14 protein-coding genes and 3 pseudogenes are annotated in these 18,305 nt (G+C 50.7%); 6 read left to right on the forward strand and 11 right to left on the reverse strand.

From position 1 onward, the window contains the following. Positions 1 to 239: 239 nt before the first annotated feature. A complete protein-coding gene (locus ACHHV8_RS26225) occupies positions 240 to 1,076 on the reverse strand; it encodes a carbohydrate ABC transporter permease (RefSeq protein WP_395162328.1) in 837 nt (278 codons plus the stop codon). Next, positions 1,076 to 1,957, reverse strand: coding sequence for a carbohydrate ABC transporter permease (locus ACHHV8_RS26230; RefSeq protein WP_395162329.1), 882 nt, complete (start codon positions 1,955 to 1,957; stop codon positions 1,076 to 1,078). Before ACHHV8_RS26230 ends, ACHHV8_RS26225 begins: the two co-directional genes overlap by 1 nt. Before the next feature lie 190 nt (positions 1,958 to 2,147). Between ACHHV8_RS26230 and ACHHV8_RS26235 the strand changes: the two genes are divergently transcribed. From ACHHV8_RS26235 to ACHHV8_RS26250, 4 genes and pseudogenes are all read left to right on the forward strand, one after another. Continuing rightward, the gene (locus ACHHV8_RS26235; RefSeq protein WP_395162330.1) at positions 2,148 to 3,983 is read left to right on the forward strand and encodes a cache domain-containing sensor histidine kinase; all 1,836 of its coding nucleotides are present in this window, start codon (positions 2,148 to 2,150) and stop codon (positions 3,981 to 3,983) included. Beyond that, positions 3,961 to 5,574: a response regulator gene (locus tag ACHHV8_RS26240; RefSeq protein WP_395162331.1), complete on the forward strand. Its 1,614-nt coding sequence runs from the start codon at positions 3,961 to 3,963 to the stop codon at positions 5,572 to 5,574. Before ACHHV8_RS26235 ends, ACHHV8_RS26240 begins: the two co-directional genes overlap by 23 nt. Further along, the gene (locus ACHHV8_RS26245; RefSeq protein WP_395162332.1) at positions 5,571 to 6,011 is read left to right on the forward strand and encodes a hypothetical protein; all 441 of its coding nucleotides are present in this window, start codon (positions 5,571 to 5,573) and stop codon (positions 6,009 to 6,011) included. Before ACHHV8_RS26240 ends, ACHHV8_RS26245 begins: the two co-directional genes overlap by 4 nt. A 14-nt stretch (positions 6,012 to 6,025) precedes the next feature. Then, positions 6,026 to 7,100 (forward strand): annotated as a pseudogene (locus ACHHV8_RS26250) (phosphodiester glycosidase family protein). 283 nt (positions 7,101 to 7,383) lie between these two features. Here the strand turns inward: ACHHV8_RS26250 and ACHHV8_RS26255 are convergent. Together ACHHV8_RS26255 and trmL are read right to left on the reverse strand one after the other, a co-directional pair. Then, on the reverse strand, positions 7,384 to 7,638 hold the full coding sequence (locus ACHHV8_RS26255) for an AbrB/MazE/SpoVT family DNA-binding domain-containing protein (RefSeq protein WP_395162333.1): 255 nt from the start codon (positions 7,636 to 7,638) through the stop codon (positions 7,384 to 7,386). Between the two features lie 136 nt (positions 7,639 to 7,774). Beyond that, complete coding sequence (gene trmL, locus ACHHV8_RS26260) at positions 7,775 to 8,239, reverse strand: tRNA (uridine(34)/cytosine(34)/5-carboxymethylaminomethyluridine(34)-2'-O)-methyltransferase TrmL (protein ID WP_395162334.1); 465 nt, start codon at positions 8,237 to 8,239, stop codon at positions 7,775 to 7,777. A 113-nt stretch (positions 8,240 to 8,352) separates the two neighbouring features. Here trmL and ACHHV8_RS26265 point away from each other — a divergent pair, with 113 nt between their 5' ends. Further along, complete coding sequence (locus tag ACHHV8_RS26265; RefSeq protein ID WP_395162335.1) at positions 8,353 to 9,066, forward strand: response regulator transcription factor; 714 nt, start codon at positions 8,353 to 8,355, stop codon at positions 9,064 to 9,066. Positions 9,067 to 9,373: 307 nt separating this feature from the next. Here the strand turns inward: ACHHV8_RS26265 and serC are convergent. Next, a pseudogene (serC, locus tag ACHHV8_RS26270) lies at positions 9,374 to 10,463 on the reverse strand (3-phosphoserine/phosphohydroxythreonine transaminase). A gap of 167 nt (positions 10,464 to 10,630) precedes the next feature. On the opposite strand from serC, the gene thpR reads away from it, so the two are divergent. Then, on the forward strand, positions 10,631 to 11,200 hold the full coding sequence (thpR, locus tag ACHHV8_RS26275) for an RNA 2',3'-cyclic phosphodiesterase (RefSeq protein ID WP_395162336.1): 570 nt from the start codon (positions 10,631 to 10,633) through the stop codon (positions 11,198 to 11,200). 333 nt (positions 11,201 to 11,533) lie between these two features. On the opposite strand, the pseudogene glnA reads toward thpR, so the two are convergent. The 6 genes and pseudogenes from glnA to ACHHV8_RS26305 all read right to left on the reverse strand — a co-directional run bounded on the left by glnA (position 11,534) and on the right by ACHHV8_RS26305 (position 18,199). After that, positions 11,534 to 12,959 (reverse strand): annotated as a pseudogene (gene glnA / locus ACHHV8_RS26280) (type I glutamate--ammonia ligase). Between the two features lie 252 nt (positions 12,960 to 13,211). Then, positions 13,212 to 14,255 (reverse strand): 3-deoxy-7-phosphoheptulonate synthase, encoded by a 1,044-nt coding sequence (gene aroF, locus ACHHV8_RS26285; RefSeq protein WP_395162337.1) that lies wholly within the window; start codon positions 14,253 to 14,255, stop codon positions 13,212 to 13,214. Between the two features lie 141 nt (positions 14,256 to 14,396). Beyond that, the gene (locus tag ACHHV8_RS26290; RefSeq protein WP_395162338.1) at positions 14,397 to 14,939 is read right to left on the reverse strand and encodes a DUF2062 domain-containing protein; all 543 of its coding nucleotides are present in this window, start codon (positions 14,937 to 14,939) and stop codon (positions 14,397 to 14,399) included. Positions 14,940 to 14,961: 22 nt separating this feature from the next. Further along, complete coding sequence (locus tag ACHHV8_RS26295; RefSeq protein WP_395162339.1) at positions 14,962 to 15,921, reverse strand: 4-hydroxy-3-methylbut-2-enyl diphosphate reductase; 960 nt, start codon at positions 15,919 to 15,921, stop codon at positions 14,962 to 14,964. 57 nt (positions 15,922 to 15,978) lie between these two features. Then, the gene (locus ACHHV8_RS26300; RefSeq protein ID WP_395162340.1) at positions 15,979 to 17,505 is read right to left on the reverse strand and encodes a sensor histidine kinase; all 1,527 of its coding nucleotides are present in this window, start codon (positions 17,503 to 17,505) and stop codon (positions 15,979 to 15,981) included. 1 nt (position 17,506) lies between these two features. After that, positions 17,507 to 18,199, reverse strand: coding sequence for a response regulator transcription factor (locus tag ACHHV8_RS26305; RefSeq protein ID WP_395162341.1), 693 nt, complete (start codon positions 18,197 to 18,199; stop codon positions 17,507 to 17,509). Between the last annotated feature and the right edge of the window lie 106 nt (positions 18,200 to 18,305).

Raw genomic sequence — 18,305 nt, forward strand, 5'->3', positions numbered from 1 at the left:
CTTCAACTCCGCTCCCCATTTCTTGCTACTTAAATTATATGTGTGTTCAACAAGCCATTGCGGAGGGGAAGGGAAGCGGCGGAGGAACGAAGTACTCGCCTTTGAAATCGTGAAAAATCCTCTAAATTGTTCATTCCATTTTCACGATTTCAACAGCGACCGGAGACGCTTCCCTTCACCGAAGCACCGGGCTGCGAGAACTTGTCTCCGCAATCGGCAATCCTGGCTTGTTGAACACATCACCCCTTCACCGATCCCGCAGTAATCCCCTCAATAATATGGCGCTGCATAATAAGGAAGAAAACAATGATCGGCGTTACGCCAAGCAGCAATGCGGCCAAGGCCAAATCCCACTGCTTCGTATACTGCCCGAAGAACGAGTTCGTAGCGAGCGGAATCGTCTTCAGCTCGGGGCTTTGCAGAACAAGAAACGGAAGCAGGAAATCGTTCCAGATCCAAAGGCAGTTCAGCAAAATAACCGTAACCGCAATCGGTTGAAGCAGCGGCAGCACAATACGGAAAAAGGTTCCGTACGCCGAGGTGCCGTCCACCCGGGCCGACTCTTCGATTTCCATCGGAATCGATTTGATAAACCCGTGAAACAAAAAGATCGACATCGGTCCGCCAAAACCGAGATAGCATACCACAAGGCCCCAAATGCTGTTGAACAATCCCAGCGACTTGGCTACCTTAACCAGCGGAATCATGATCGATTGGAACGGAATAACCATGGCAGCAACAAACAGCGCGAATAACAAATTATTTAACCGGGTCGGCTTGCGGACGATACGATAAGCCGCCATGGCGCTAATCAGCGCGATACCCAGATTACTGATTACTGTAACTAGAATCGAGTTTTTGAGCACGGTCGGGAACTTCATAATGTTCCAGGCCCGGCTGAAGTTGTTCCACTGCAAAGCTGTCGGCAGGCTGGTCGGATCCGTCAGCAGCTCGGCGAACGTTTTCAGCGAGTTCACGATGACGAAATAGAACGGTACCAGAAACAACAGGCCAACAAGGATGGCGATGATCTCAAGACCGAAGGTCTTGCCGGAATACGGCTGCTGTGTGTCCATTAGGCTTCAACCTCCTTGCTCTTGGTCAGCTTCACCTGAAGGCTTGTAATAATTGCTACGACAACAAAGAAAATTAATGCTTTGGCGGTACCAAGCCCAAACCGGTTGTTTTGGAACGCCTCCGTATAAATGTTCAGCGCCACCGATTCCGTCGATTTGAACGGTCCGCCCTTGGTCAGGGACAAGTTCAGATCGAACATTTTAAACGAGTTGGAGATCGCCAGGAATAAGCAGACGGTAACGGCCGGCATGATCAGTGGAGCCGTAACGGTTCTGAGCAGCTGCCAAGAGTTCGCACCGTCAATTCGCGCCGCTTCCAGCACATCCTTGGGAACATTCATCAAGGCAGCGATATAAATGACCATGAAATAACCTGCGGACTGCCACGTAAATACGATAACGAGCGCCCAGAACGAGGTCGACTCATCGCCGAGCCAAGGCAGGTTAAACAAAGGAATATGCGTCAGCTGTCCGATCGCCGGGAAGCCTTTTACGAAAATAAACTGCCAAATGAAGCCGAGCAGCAGGCCGCCGATGACGTTCGGCAGGAAAAAGACGGTCCGCAGCGAATTGCGAAGCTTCAATGGCCGTGTCAGCATAAGGGCGATCAGAAATGCAACCAGATTCGAGAAAATAACCGCACAGATGGAGAAGCGGAACGTGAACCAGAAAGCTTTCATAAAATCTTCATCGTGCAGCAGAATCTGCTTGAAGTTGTCCAAACCGTTAAAAGACACCTGATCGGAGACCCCGTTCCAGCTTGTAAATGAATAGTACATGCCGAGAATAAACGGAATGATCATAATAACAGCAAAGCATATAAAGGCGGGACCGACGAACACCAGCTGCTCGACCCATTCTGCGGAATTTCTACGTTTCATCAAGATTCCTCCTCCAAACCTTTCAATCAGCCGAATTTTCAACTATAGTACTGAGTATAAAATGTTTTGTTAAGAACCAACACCGAGGATCATGAACCCTTTGGTGTAAAATATTGACCTGCCGCGCGGGGCTCGACCGATCGCCGCACAGCGCCGCGGTCACCATTCAAACCCAAGGGAGGTGCGCCTCATGACACGAAGCAGCCTGCGCTTCAAGCTGATCGTCCTGCTGCTTATCGCTACCATCGCTCCCATCACGGCCTCAATCTGGGTAACGAACGCCTACACGAAACAAACCGTCAGAGAAAACGCACTGCGTGAGAACAGCAACCTGCTCTACCAGGGAAAGCAAAACCTGATTAATTACATGAACTCTTTAAACGAAACGTCCTTGATTATGTATAAGGATGCTTCTTTCATTGGGCTGACTACCTCCGGCTTCGACAGCTATTCGACCGAGGCGGAAATTTTCCGTATCCTTCAGCTGATCTCCAGGCAAAAGGACGTTTTTCAAGTTTACATGCATATCAACGAACGGGCACAGGGCAGCTTGAATTCGTTCCTTATGATCCAGGAATTTCTCAAGCGCGGCATTCAAGCCAACGATGAAGCGTTGAAGCATATTGTCGAGATGCCGAGCGACTCCTACGAAGCCGTCATGGAGCCCACCCATATGAGCGACGACTACGGGCTGACCCAGTTTCCATACTATGCCCAACGGACGGTCATGACTATGCATCGGATCATTTACCGGATCCCGTCCAAAACGCCGCTAGGCATTTTATCCATTGACGTGAAGCTCGACACATTGAATCAGCTGCTGAAGCAGTTAGGGAACGAAGGGGAAGATCTCTATTTAATTGATGATAAAGGTACGCTTCTTCTCTCGACCGACCAGGATGCGGCTGCAGGTGCGCCTTTACAAAAAGCCTGGATCCCGTCCGTGTTGGGAAGCAGCGAGGAGCGCGGCAGCCTGGAGGCCGAGAAAGGGATCGAGATTTATGAAAAGCTGACCACGCCTTATTTATCCTGGTATCTGGTCAAGCAAATTCCTTACGAGCATTTGTACCAAGGAGCCCGGGATTTAACCAGAATTCACATGGTCATTATCGGGATTCTGCTGGTTGTCGTTACCGTGCTTACCCTGCTGATTTCCGTTCGTTTCACGCGCCCGATCAAGCAATTGCTCGGCTATATTCATCAGATCCAGTCCGGGCGTCTCGATGTGGACATCCAGGTCGACACCAATGATGAAATCGGCATTCTCGCCCGCCGTTTCCGCATGATGATGCAGACGATCAATGATCTAATCAAACAGGAATACAAGCTGAACCTGGCTAACAAAACGAACCAGCTCAAAGCGCTCCAAGCGCAAATTCATCCGCATTTTCTGTACAATTCGCTGCAGTCCATCGGGACGCTCGCCCTTCAGCACGGAGCCCCGAAGGTGTACCACCTGCTGTCCGCCTTGGCCAAGATGATGCGCTACAGTATGAACACGAATGAGACCGAAGTCAGCTTGAAGCAGGAGCTCGACCATGTGAAAGCTTATATGCAGCTGCAGCTGCAGCGTTTTGAGAATGAATTGGAGGTAGAGTATGATATAGAGGATGACACGTTAAGCTTGATCATTCCGAAAATGCTTCTGCAGCCGCTTGCCGAAAATTATTTCAAGCACGGCTTCGACCCCCGCCAGCCGCATAATCTGCTGAGGTTCAGGAGCCGCCGCTCGGAGGACGGAGCTTTTATTAGTCTGATCGTTGAGGATAACGGGAAAGGTATGCCCGAGCCCGAACTCATTTTACTGCGGGAACAGCTCGACAAAGAAACGGCTGCTATGAAAACGACCGAGGAAGCCCACAGCATCGGTCTATACAATGTCAAAAGCCGGCTAAGGCTTTACTATAATGAGGATGCGGATATGCAATTGGAATCAGCACAGCCTCACGGCATCCGAATTACACTGCGGATTCCGCTTTATCGTCCGGAGGAGGAAACTAATCATGAAAGCCATCATCGTGGATGATGAGAAACACGTCCGCGAAGCGATCAAGCTGCTTGTGCCATGGAACGAGTTCCAGATAGAAGAAGTGCTGGAGGCTCAGGACGGCCAGGAAGCGATTCAATCTATTATGGAGCACCAGCCGCAAATTATTTTTACAGATATGATGATGCCTTTAATGGGCGGCATGGAGCTGCTCGAATGGCTGCAGCATAATTACCCGACAGGCAAAACCATCGTGATCAGCGGTTTTGACGATTTTCAGCTGGTACGTCATACCGTTCAGCATGGCGGGGTCGACTATATTTTAAAACCGATCGACGCGGAGCAGCTGCACGCTGCCGTGACGAAAGCGGTGGATTGCTGGAACCGGGAGGAGACCGAACGGCACGGTCAAAGACAGCGAAACATCGAAATGAATCAGATTCGTCCGGTATACTGGGACAAGCTGTTCTCGAATTTAATTAACGAGCCTTCAGGCTACGAAGCCGCAGCGGCCCCGCTGGCTGGCGAATTCGGCATCGGGCCGGACCTGCGCGAATGCCGGCTGGCAGTCGCCAATATTCATACGCTTAGCGCTAAGGTGCGGGATAAGTTCAAGACCGACCAGGATCTGTTATTCTTCTCCATCACGAATATATGCAATGAGATTTTGCGCGGGTCCAGGCAGGGGGTCGCCTTCCGCTATTGGAACAGCGACCACGAGATCGTGCTGCTGCTCTACGGCGCAGCCATACCGCCTCTCAAGCTGATGGAGTCCGTTCAAGCGGGAATCGAAACCGCGCTCCGCAGCAGCATCGACATCGGCATCAGCCAGCCGGTGCCTTTTCCGGCCGGCCTCACGGAGGCTTACCATCAAGCCCGGCTGGCACTGAGGCGCCGCAATCTGCTTGTATCCGGCAAGGCCGTCCATCCGTATCAGGAAAAGTCGGCGTCCAATCCGCTGCTGCTGTCGTTCAGCGACTTCGCCGAGCAGATCCGGCTGGCCGTGCGCAGCGGCAGCACGGAGCAAATCGAGCGCTCGGTTCATCTATGGATCGAAGCGGTGAACCGGCTGGAGAGCATTACGCAGGAGCAGCTGGAGCACTGGCGCGATGAGTACCGCTTGCTGCGCAGCCGCTGGTTATTGGAATGGTTCGGCGAGCAGGCCGAAATGAACGCGAAGCCGGAGCAGGCCTCTTTTCCGCTGCCGCTGGATGCGTCCGGAGCCTTATCGGTTGCGCTATGGGAACAACAATTGAGCGCGGAGCTCTCCGAGCTGTCGCAGTTAATGCTGAAGCGCCAGCATCAGGATAATAACGTCATTTTCGAGATTGCAAAGTATATTCAAAACCATTATCATCAGGATATTACGCTTCAAGAGATTGCCAGTCATTTCTATTTGAGCCGTGAATATATTTCCCGTAAATTCAAGCAGGAATTTAAAGTCAATTTATCAGACTATATTAGCGGCATTCGCGCGGAAAAGGCAAAGCTGCTTCTGTTAAATCCGCATTTACGCATTGCGCAGGTGGCCGAAATGGTCGGCTACGACGATGAAAAATATTTCAGCAAAGTGTTCAAAAAGATTGTCGGCTTCTCTCCCAATGAATACAGGAAGGTGAATCAACCATGAATACGCCCATTGAACCTGCCGCTACTCAAGCGCAGCCCATGGTGCGGACAGGCAAGCCGGTTAACAAAGCCAAACGGAGAACCTATGTCATTCTGCTGATGAGCTGGATCCTGCTCATAGCGGCCGGCGTGTTCGGAGCCAAGCTGTACACCGATTATTTGCGCCAGCAGATCGCCGCGCAGATTGCGGCACAGACCGAACAGCAGCTGCAAGCCGTACAGGAAGATTACCAGAAGCAAATCGCGCAGCTAAAAGACAGCGTCAGCGGCGACCTTACGAAGATGCAGGGGAAAATCGATTCGTTGAACGAGCTGCTCGCTTTTACGAAGGACAGCGCCAACAGCAAGACGGATAACAGCAACCAGCTGTACACTCAGCTTGCCGAAGTGAAGAAACAGCTCGATGACTTGAAGAAAAACCTTGATGTGCTGCAATAAGGGAAGTGAAAGCTATGAATCCTGTTCAACTGATTAACCGGACTTTGTTACTGGCATCCGCTCCATTTCTTGGTATCTTGTTGTATTTGCTTTGTACGCACCTGACCGTACCGCTGCCGGACTTTCACCGGTTTGCCGATACGCAGTTCTCGATTCAAAGCGAGCTTGCGGCCTCCAGCCAAAAGCTGGACAAGGCCGCCGCCGATGCGACGCAGACCCGCACCACCATCGAGCGGTTCTATCAATTGTACGAGCAGAGCGCGAAGGACGTCGTCGCCATGGTTCAGACGGCCAGCTCCGCATCTGCCAAGCCGCAGACCATTTTTGACAACCGGATCAGCGCAAAGCTCGGAGCGAACGTGGCCCGGCAGACGAACAGCGCGAATATCGATCTGAAGCTGTATTATTTGACGGAGCCCAACTATAAGGGCTACGCCTTGAAGGTGAACTTGAAAGCCGACTCCGCGATGAAAATGGTGCTGGGCAAGGACAAGGTCGGCAGCAGCGAGACGACGCTTGATGCCGTCCGCCGCTACGGTGCCGTAGCCGGTGTCAATGCAGGCGGCTTCGCCGACGACAACCGGACCGGCAAGCGCTATCCGCTCAGCACGACGGTGCTGAACGGCAAGTACGTCTACGGCTTCGAGCCGACCTTCGAAGACTTGGCTTTTATCGGTCTCAGCACAGACGGCAAGCTGATCGGCGGCAGATTCTCGAAGCAGGAGGATCTGGATAAGCTGAAGCCTAACTTCGGAGCTACCTTCGTGCCGGTCACTGCTGCAAAACGGCAAAAAGCAGGCCATTCCGGCGCAATGGCAAAATTCGCCCGCCCGGGCGCCGCGAACGGTGATTGGCAACTTTAAGAACGATCAGCTGCTCTTTTTGGTGACCGACGGGTATGACGAACGCGGCAATTCCGGAGCTACTTTAGCCGAGCTTCAGGACAAGCTGGTCGCCCTCGGCGTGAAGGACGCCTACAATTTGGACGGAGGCGGTTCATCCAGCCTGATCTTCGACGGGCAAATCATTAACCGTCCTTCCGATGGAAAATTACGTTCTTTACCCACGAATTTCTTATTTTTTAAATAAATGTTCACATTTGTTCACATGTTTATAAGTTTTCTTTTCGGAAATGGTTGGTTATAATATAGGGCAGGGGGTGCAGTCAATGTCAGCAACTTTTTGGATCGTAAACCTGGTGTTCTTAATGTTTATCGTAGCTATGCTTACTGCAGCTTACAATGATGACAAAACTAAGGGTCTTTAAGGTGGTCTCTAAGAGAGGTAACCATCCCTTCTACCGACAAAGATAAAAAGCATCACGTCCCTTCCCTCCGGAAGTGTGCCGTGATGCTTTCTTAGTTTCCGTACGTTAGCCCCGTTCCTTCAATCCGCTCATTTCCTGCAAGCATTCCGCACAAATATGCCGTTCCTTAAATTCGCTGACCTGCTCCATGGAGCTGCAAAATACGCACCTCGGGCGGTATCTTTCCAAAATAATGTGGTCCCCGCTGACCAATATTTCAACCGGATCGCCTTCGTTCATCTGGTATCGTTTACGCAACGATTTAGGAAGAACGATGCGCCCCAACTGATCCACTTTTCTAACTACACCTGCCGGCTTCATTATTAATTCACCTCACTTTCTTTCCAAAAAAAAGAACAGTATGAGCAAACTGACTCTTTCCAGCTTGTCTCTATACTATTCGTGACATATGTGAAAATTCCTGCCATACCTCTATGATTTTGTTAAGGGAAACCGATTATTTCAATCCCGGAAACCCCGTTTGCCTGAGGGCTTCGTACAGCATAATTGCCGCCGAATTCGACAGATTCAAGGAGCGTACCGCATCGGTCATCGGCATCCGCAGCAGTGTGTCCGGGTGCTCCGCCAAAATTTCCGGGGCCAGCCCTTTCGTTTCTTTGCCGAAGACGAGAAAATCGCCGTCCTGAAACGTAAAATCAGTGTAAACTTTAGATGCCTTCGTCGTCGCTAAAAAAAAACGTCCGTCCGGGTACTTGTCCTTGACCTCCTGGAACGAATCATGGTACTCGATATTGACCGCATGCCAATAATCGAGCCCCGCACGCTTCAAAGTCCGGTCATCCGTCAGAAATCCGAGCGGCCGTACCAGATGCAGCCATGTGCCGGTCGCGGCACAGGTCCTTGCGATGTTCCCCGTATTGGCAGGAATTTCAGGTTCAACTAACACAATGTGAAAAGCCATTCGTCTGCTCACCTCATAAATTTAACATTCGTTTTACCTTATCTTAATATGCGGATGATAGACCGCTGCCATAATAGAATTATCAAGCTGCAATTACAAAGGAGATTCGAAGGATGAAGAAGAAAATTCTTGTCGTAGACGACGAACCTTCCATTTCGATGCTTATAGAATTTAACCTGAAGCTGGTCGGCTTCGAGGTTCAATGCGTATACGATGGCGAAGCCGTCTTCCAGGCTATCCAGCACTATCGCCCGGATCTGATCGTACTCGATCTCATGCTGCCGAAGATGGACGGCATCCAGGTCTGCAGTAAGCTTCGTACCCAGAATAACCTCGTGCCCATCATTATGCTGACCGCCATGCAGGATCTGTCCGATAAAATCGCCGGTCTCGACAACGGTGCCGACGACTATATGACCAAGCCCTTTAGCCCCCAGGAGCTGATTTCCCGCATCCAAGCGATACTTCGCCGGGTTCAGGCGCTGCCTTCCACGACGGAGAATGCGCCGATCGTTGTCGGCGGCATCACCATACAGCCCGACCAGCGGGAAGTGAAGCTGAAAGATCAGCCGATCGAGCTGACTCCCAAAGAATTCGATCTGTTATTGTTCCTGTGCAAGCACCGGGGCAAGGTGCTGAGCCGCCAGCAGCTGCTGCATGGCGTGTGGGATTATCACTTTCTCGGAGACACCCGTATCGTCGATGTGCATATCAGCCACCTGCGCGACAAAATCGAAGGCAACGCGAGAAATCCTGAGTATATCGTGACGATTCGCAATGTCGGCTACAAATTAACCGAGCCTGTTATGAAGGAATCGTTCGCTTAACGTTACGCTTACTCCGTCTATCCGATAAAGGACGGGTGCCCGCTGAAATAAGCCGGCGCCCGTCTTTTTTCTTTCCGTTCATGAAAAAACAGCCCTGCCTTCAGTTGAGGCCGCTGAAAAAATACATCGCTGCGCGTACGGATCGTTCCTCCGATCGCTGTTGCCCCCGAATTTCTTTGAATTCCCCCCGCTTGGCGCGGTTGAAATCCGGGGACAAAGGCGAACGTTTGCACTTCTACAGAACGATCCGCACTCTCGCTAGTTTTTCAGCGGCCGCCTTCAGTTCAGGGCTGCCTTACTACATTTATTAGCCGTTGCGTTTTTGGAAATCAACCATAAAATCAGCCAGTGCTTTGCAAGCCTCGTAAGGAACGGCATTATACGCCGATGCCCGGATGCCGCCGACGCTGCGGTGACCTGCCAGCCCAACGAAGTTGTGCTGCTCGGACTCCTTCACGAATTTCTTCTCCAGCTCCTCGCTTGGCAAGCGGAACGTAATGTTCATGATGGAACGGCTGTCCGCATCAATGTTGCCGCTGTAGTAACCGCCGCTTGTGTCGATTACATCATAGACCAGCTTGCTTTTCTCAATGTTCTGCTTCTCGATCGCTGCTACGCCGCCGTTGTTCTTCAGCCATTTCAGCATCAGGTTCACCATGTAAATCGAATGCACCGGAGGCGTGTTATACAATGAGCTGTTCTTAGCGTGCGTGGAGTAACGAAGCATCACCGGAATATGCTTAGGCTCCTCGGTCAGCAGGTCGTCGCGGATCACCGCTACGGTAACACCGGAAGGGCACGAGATTTTTTTGCGCGCCCGCATAGATCATAGCGTACTTGCTGACATCCATAGGACGGCTCAAAATACCGCTCGTCATATCGCCGATCAAAGGAATATCGCCGGTCTCCGGAATATAGGAGAATTGGGAGCCTTCGATCGTATTATTCGTCGTCATATGCACATAAGCAGAGTTCGGATCGATGCGCAGATCCTCTTGCTTAGGCAGGCTTCTCCATTTGCCTTCTTTATTGGATGCCGCAATAACCGCTTCGCCGACAACCTTGCCTTCCTCATAAGCTTTCTCGGAAAAGCTGCCGGTAATGATATAGCTGCCGACCTTACCCGGCTTCAAAAAATTCAAGGGAATCGTGGCAAATTGCGTACTCGCTCCGCCGCCCATAAACAGTACTTTATATCCGGACTGCAGTCCCAACAGCTCAAGAAGCAGCTGCTGCGTCTCTGCGTTAATCGCTTCATATTCTTTGCTGCGATGGGAAATCTCCATTAAAGACATACCGATGCCGTTATAGTCAACGAATTGCTCTTGAGCTTGTTGAAGTACTTCCAATGGAAGCGCGGCAGGTCCGGGGTTAAAATTGTACGCTCGTTTTGTCATGGTTTCACACCTTCACCTTTGTTATGATATGGCTATGATAGCAAAGTTTGTCCCTATCCATCAAGTAGTTATGCTCATTCTTCACAGCATTGATACATATTTAGCGATGGAGTAGACAACCTATATTGGGTAAAAGGTTCTATGGAGAAAAGGAGCGGCAAATACGTATGACAATGGAGCGACTTTTCGTAGCGCTTCCGCTCGGAATAGAACAGCGAAGGCTGCTTGAGCGGCAGCAGCAGACTCTGCAGGAACAGGTCCCTTTTCAGAAATGGACCCATCCTGACGACCTTCATCTTACTTTGAAATTTCTGGGAGATACGCCGGCTGATACGGCTCACCGGATTCCCAGCTTATTGGAGCCTATATCGAACAATCACGCTGCCTTCCAATTGACCTTACACGGACTGGGCTTCTTCGGCAAGCCTAACGAGCCAAGTATTTTATGGGCGGGCGTACAGGGCGATTTCGCGAGTCTAAGAGCCCTTCAACAAGATGTCGAATCCGCGATGGAGACGATCGGCTTCGTGCGTGAGCAGCGAGAGTACAATCCTCATATTACATTAGCGCGGCGTTACCGGGGCGCGTCCGCTTTTACAGCCGGCACGCTGGCTCCTCATATTGTGATCGACAACGCCGAGGAGGGCCTATGGAGGGTCGATTCCCTCGTACTCTACCGTACCCATCTTGGGCGCAGACCGTCCTACGAGCCTGCGGCCGCCTTCCCGTTAAAGTGAGGCCGGCTCCCCTATTTCTTCTATTATAAAAGAACTCTGCTTCCACCATAAAATAACTCCGCTTCGCCCCACCGCAGCAAAAAAAAGAACCCCGAATGAATCGAGGCCACTGAAAAAGTCATCGCTACGAGTACGGAACATTCTTCCGATCGCTGTTGTCCCTGGATTTCTTTGATTATCTTCCGCTTGTAGCGGTTGAAATCCAAGGACAAAGGCGAACGCTTTCGCTTATACAGAACGATTCCGTGCTCTCCGCTAGTTTTTCAGTGACCTCGAATGAATCGGAGTTCTTTTTCCGTAAAACAGATATATAAGTTCGGTAAACCGAAGATCTTACAGATCGAAGTACAGGGAGTACTCGTGCGGGTGAATACGGATCGAAACTGCTTTAGCTTCGCCGCGTTTCAGACCGATGTAGTTATCGATGAAATCTTTAGTAAATACGCCGCCTTCAGTCAAGAACTCATAGTCAGCTTCCAAAGCGTTAAGAGCTTCATCCAACGTACCAGGCACGCTGCGGATTTCGCCTTTTTCAGCATCGGACAGGTCGTAGATGTTTTTATCCAACGGACCGTAGCCCAAAGCGCGAGGATCGATTTTTTTCTTGATGCCGTCCAAACCAGCCATCAGCATAGCTGCGAAAGCCAGGTAAGGGTTAGCTGTGGAGTCCGGAGTACGGAACTCGATACGGCAGCCTTTAGGTGTAACGGCAGCAACCGGAATACGAACAGCTGCAGAACGGTTACCTTTGGAGAACACCAGGTTAACTGGAGCTTCGTAGCCAGGAACCAGACGCTTAAAGGAGTTCGTGGACGGATTAGTCAAAGCGATCAAAGCAGGCGCATGGTACAAGATACCGCCGATGTAGTGCAATGCCAGCTCGCTCAGGTTAGCATAGCCGCCTTTTTCGAAGAACAACGGTTTGTCGCCATCGAAAATGGATTGGTGAACGTGCATACCGCTGCCGTTGTCACCGAACAATGGTTTAGGCATGAACGTTGCTACTTTACCGTATTGTCTAGCTGTGTTTTGAACGATATATTTGTATTTCATCAAGTTATCAGCTGTTTTAGTCAATGTATCGAAACGGAAGTTAATTTCACCTTGACCTGCAGTTGCCACTTCGTGGTGATGACGCTCGATGCGAAGGCCCGCTTCTTGAAGCAGACGGCACATTTCGCTGCGGATGTCTTGTTGTGTATCTGTAGCGACCTACAGGCACATAACCGCCTTTGTGACCAACTTTAAAGCCCAGGTTTCCGCCTTCTTCTTTACGGTTGGAGTTCCAGTGAGCTTCTTCGGAATCTACAAAATAGGAAGATTCGTTTTGACCGCTTTGGAAACGTACTTCGTCAAAAATGAAAAACTCGGATTCAGGAGCAAAGAATGCCGTTGTACCTACACCGGCAGATTGAAGGTACTCTTCTGCTTTGTGCGCGATACTACGAGGGTCGCGATCATAACGCTCGCCTTCAGGAGTATGGATGTTACAGATAACGATCAGTGTAGGGTGAGCAGTGAAAGGGTCAACGTACACGGACTCCGTGTCTGGAATCATAACCATATCGGATTCTTCAATACCTTTAAAGCCAGGGATAGAGGAACCGTCGAAAGCAACCCCATTTTCAAAAGTCGCTTCGTCTACTTCAACAGCCGGCAAGGAAATGTGGTGAGCTCTACCGGAAAGATCTACAAACCGAAAATCAACCCATTCGATGCCTTTTTCTTTGATGATGTTTAACACGTTTTGAACTGACATTGAATCCCTAACCTCCTAATTTCCGAACATTTTTCATTGTTTGTTCGTACATTGTTCAAGTTTTTTATTAATCATGGTCATATTATAAAACTTTTGCTTTAACATCGTCAATACTTATGTAAGGTATTTTTTACGGAAGTGTTAGGTATGCTCACACACTTTACGTCTTTCGTTCACATATTCGACAAAAATAGACTTGGTTCTCCGAAAGCCGGAAAACCAAGTCTTCTTTTTCGCTTAAAGCATGTTAAGTTATACCGTTACAAAAGACTTTTCCGTATCAAATCTTTTGCCGCAAAGCGGCGCCAGCTTCTCTAAATCGACCATCAGCTTGGCAAACTGTTCAGGGAATAACGATTGAACGCCGTCGCCGGTCATCGAATTATCCGGATCTGTATGCATCTCTACAATCAGGCCGTTTGCCCCTGCCGCAACGGATGCCTTGCTCATAGGCTCTACCAGCTCGCGGCGCCCCGTGCCGTGGCTCGGGTCGGAGATGACAGGCAGATGGCTGAGCGTTTGAAGCGCCGGAATCGCGGAAAGGTCGAGCGTATTTCTCGTGTACTGCTCGAATGTTCGGATTCCGCGCTCACACAGCATAACGTTCGGATTTCCGCCAGCCAAGATATACTCCGCTGCGTTGAGGAATTCGTCGTAAGTGGAGCTAAACCCTCTCTTCAGCAGAACAGGTGTCTTGATGGTGCCCAATTTGCGCAGCAAATCGAAATTTTGCATGTTGCGTGTGCCGACTTGAAGTATATCTGCATATTCTGCACATACATCAACATATTCCGGTGTCATAACCTCGGTAATCGTCAGCAGACCGTGCTTTTTGCCTGCCTCCGCCATCATAACGAGGCCCTCGACGCCAACCCCTTGGAAGCTGTATGGGCCGGTTCTCGGCTTAAATGCGCCGCCGCGGAGCACCTGCGCACCGGAGGCCTTTACCAAGCGGGCAATTTCATCGATCTGTTCAGGCGATTCGACCGCGCAAGGACCGCCCATAATAACCAGCTGATCGCCGCCGATCTCCACGTCTTTAATTTTAATAACGGTATCGTCAGGATGAAAATCGCGGCTCGCCAGCTTATACGATTTCGAAATCTTCACGACCTGTTCCACACCGGACAGCTGCCGCAGCTGTTCGGCCAGCTTCGGATCCGCATTGCCGATAATGCCGATGACGGTCCGGTTCACACCTCTGGAGACATGAGCCTGAACCTCGTGTTTTTCAATGTGGCGGACAATTTCTCCGATACGCTCTTCAGGTACTTTATTCGAAATAATAACGATCATGATGGCAGCACTCCTTCATCGATTTATGTAGTACAAGTATTTTCACGCTTCGACGCTTATACGCTTTTAAGCTTTTAATCACTAAAGTAAATATACAACGAGAAGAAGCTTCTCGTCAATACCAAGAAACAAATACCATCCTCAGCTGGTCGATTCCGATCTAATCAGAAGCTGCGCTTTTCTTTTTTTTCGCTTTTCTTTACGCTTGGCATCATAAAATTCCAATCCCCATTTAATAGGGAAATAAGCAAGTAAGCCGAGTACAATCCCGACAATCACTCCGCCGACAAACAGCTTCAAGTTAGAGCGGATGAACATATCCAGCCAATCCGGCATATTGGCGTAGCTTAAAAGCTTGCGCGTACCGTGAGGCAGCACCATCGCCCCTACCTTCAGATGCACGTACGTTAAGGGCAGGTAAATAATTTTTCCGAACACAAACCCGATCAATGCGGCGGCCATGCTTCCACGAAACAGATAGATGAATGGAAAAATAAGAAAGAAGGCCAGCCCCGCAGTTGGAAGCGTGAACATCTCTACAGCCAGACCGATAGAGAATCCCATCGCCACCATGCTTGGGCCTCCCTTGGCCCGTGTCAGCAGCAGATACTTATATTTAAACCAACGTTTGATATTTCGGACGTGAAAAGGCTTCTTAGTCTTAACCCGGTTATTCTGCTGCATATTCCTTCATCCCCAACGTTCGTTATTCGCTTACGGCGCCTGACTTTTGCTTGGCTACTGGGATCAGCCGATCCAAGTTTACCGTGCGTTTGATCTCCCAAGTGGACGGCTGCTGCAAATCAAACTGCTCCAAATAATTTATGACTTCTTTCGTAATCGGTGTCGGCGTGGACGCCCCGGATGTGACCGCTACCCTGCGTACCGGCTCCAGCCATTCGCGTTTCAGCTCTGTAATATCCGCAATCCGGTATGCCTTGACGCCTGCGATCTCCTCGGACACCTGGGCCAGACGGTTGGAGTTATTGCTCCTCGGATCCCCTACCACGAGAACCAGGTCCGCATCCTTCGCCTGCTCGGCGACCGCTTCCTGCCGAACCTGCGTAGCCAAACAAATTTCATTATGAATTTCTGCACGGGGGAATTTCTCCAGCAGCTTGCTCATAATATGTTTGATATCCCATTGGCTCATCGTCGTCTGGTTCGTAATAATAATCTTCGACGCCCCCAGCTCCAATGCATCGATTTCTTCCGGCTTCTCAATCAGATGCACTCTGTCCGGAGCCACGCCTACAGCTCCCTCGGGCTCAGGATGTCCCTTCTTGCCGATATAGATGACATGATATCCGTCAGCGGTCTTCTCCCGAATCAAATCATGTGTTTTCGTTACATCAGGACACGTCGCATCGACGACAGTCAGTCCTTTCTCTCTGGCACGCCGCCGCACCTCCGGGGAAACCCCGTGAGCGGTTAATATCACAGTGCCCGACTCAATGGAATCCAAAATATCCAACCGGTTGGGACCGTCCAGAGTAATAACTCCCTCTTTATCAAAATAATCCGTTACATGGGAATTATGCACGATCATTCCTAAAATATGCACAGGTCTCGGCAGATCCAAATTTTTGGCAGTCTGCATGGCAAGCGCCATGGCATCTACAACCCCGTAACAGTACCCCCGGGGCGAGATTTTGATTACGTCCATCCTCCGCACCTACCTGATTTTGTTAGTGGTCAATTAAAAACATACTTCCTTAGTTCATTATACCTGATTCAAGGGTTGGAGGGAATGCCCTGACTCGAAAGTTGTCGGAAGTCCAATCAAGGGCAGCCACACGACAAACATACTGCCCTCACCCTTGCGGGTCGTCACCTCAATAGACCCTTGATGCTCGTCGATAATCCATTTGGCGATGGACAGGCCAAGGCCGGTTCCCGAGGTTTTGCCTCTGGATACGTCGGCACGGTAAAACCGGTCGAAAATATGCGGCACCTCTTCCTTATCCATTCCAAGGCCCGTATCCTGTATGCGCAGCCCGACCTGATCGGCTGTACGGACGGCATCCAGCTTGACAAAGCCTTCTTCCGTATACTTGAACGCATTTTCTATAAAAATAAATATCAGCTGCTGCAAGTAATCCTTATTGCCCAGCACATAAGCTTCTTCAAGAGCCGACAAATCTCCGGCAATCCATTCCGCCCGGCGCGGAAGCAGCTGCGCTCTGCGTATAACCTGCTCTACGAGCGGCTGCAGCAGCACGGCGTCTTTTTCCATCTGGAAGCCCGCATCGGCTCTCGCCAGCGCCAGCAGATCGTTCACCAGACGCGTCATCCGCTCCGCTTCACCGGCAATATCCTGCATCGCCTCGAGCGACATCTCCAGTTGATCGCGATCCTGATCGGACGAAACGGCCGCCGTTTTGCGCCACATTTTCTCCAGCAGATCCACATTGCCGCGTATCGTCGTCAGCGGGGTGCGCAGCTCGTGCGAGGCGTCCGAAACGAAGCGGCGCTGCCTGCGGTACGAATCCTCCAAATCGGTATAGGCGTTCTGCAGCCGCCCGAGCATGCCGTTGATCGTGCTGGTCAAGCGGCCGATCTCATCCTGAGGCCCGTCGTAATTAATCCGGTTCCCCAGGTCAGTCCCCTTCTCGATCTGGCTTGCCGCATCGATAACTTTATCGATCGGCCTCAGCGCTTTGCGGGCAAGGAACCAGCCGAAGGAAGCGGCCAGCAGCACCAGCAGCAGGGACGTTACCGTCAGAATAAGACGGAGCAGCGCAAATACTTTTTCATACGACTCGATAATGACGGCCGCCTGAAAAACGCCAGCCAGCCGGGTTGTCCCGTTCTGGCTTAAATAAATCGGACGGTTATAGATCAGGATTTCAAAGGAATCGATCGTGGAGCGGTCGATGAAATAGTCGACCCTCGCCAGCCGCTGCTTCTCGCTGTCGGAGATTTCAGGCAGGTATAAATTCAAGTCCTTCAAGTTATTGGAACGGTTCTGACTCCCGTTATCGAAGCTTGTCAGCTGGTAATACGTTCCTGTATTGTTCAGCAAATCCCGCCCCTGAAGCACAAAATCAAAGCTGATGTCTCCCCCGAGCGTAGGCGTAATTCTCGGCTGGATGCGGGTGTAGGCCGTGTCGGCCCTTTCCTTCAAATCTGTCTCCACGCTGTCATAATAATAGAAGTGAAGCAGGTAATACAGTCCGATCCCGAATAGCAGCAGGGTGAGTGATAAAATGCCCGTATACCATAATGTCAGACGCAGACGAATGGACATATCAGCCCTCTCCTCTCAGTACATAACCGGCACCGCGAACGGTTTGAATGATCCGTTTGTGCCCGTGACCCTCCGTTTTTTGACGTAATAGCGCAATATATACTTCCAATACATTGGATTCGCCGCTGTAATCATAGCCCCAGATTTTTTCCATAATGACATCCCGCGAAAGAACCCGCTTCGGATTCTGCATAAATAAATGAAGCAGCTCGAATTCCTTGGTCGTCAGCTCAATCAGCTGTCCGCCGCGGAATACCTCCCGCGTATCCAGATCCATGAACACGTCCTGATACTGCAGCCGGTTCGTCGCAAGCTCGGCTTTCTCGGCCGTTTTCCGGCGAAGCAGCACACGGATCCGCGCCAAAAGCTCCTCCAGCGCAAAGGGCTTGACCAAATAATCGTCGGCGCCGCTGTCCAGCCCCTTCACGCGGTCGGCGATTTCGTCCTTGGCCGTCAGCATCAGCACGGGAATCGTCGTTCCGCCTTCCCGGATGCGCCGGACCACTTCCCAGCCGTCCAGCTGCGGCATCATCACATCCAAAATAATTGCATCCGGCTCATGCTCCAGAATCTGCTTCAATCCGTCCATTCCATGGTTGGCCGTAAAAACAATATAGCCTTCAAATGCCAGCGACCTGCGCAGCATCGAGGTGATTTTTTCGTCATCGTCGATTACAAGAATTTTTTCTCTCATTCGGCAGCACCGTCCTTCCAGTTCATTGTATCAAAAAACACCGCGATGCAAAAAGAAGCAGAGCTTCACGAAATACGTGTTCCGCTCTACTTCTTTCCTAACCTTT

This window comes from Paenibacillus sp. TAB_01 (assembly GCF_043945595.1).
In the GTDB taxonomy this organism is placed as follows: domain Bacteria; phylum Bacillota; class Bacilli; order Paenibacillales; family NBRC-103111; genus Paenibacillus_S.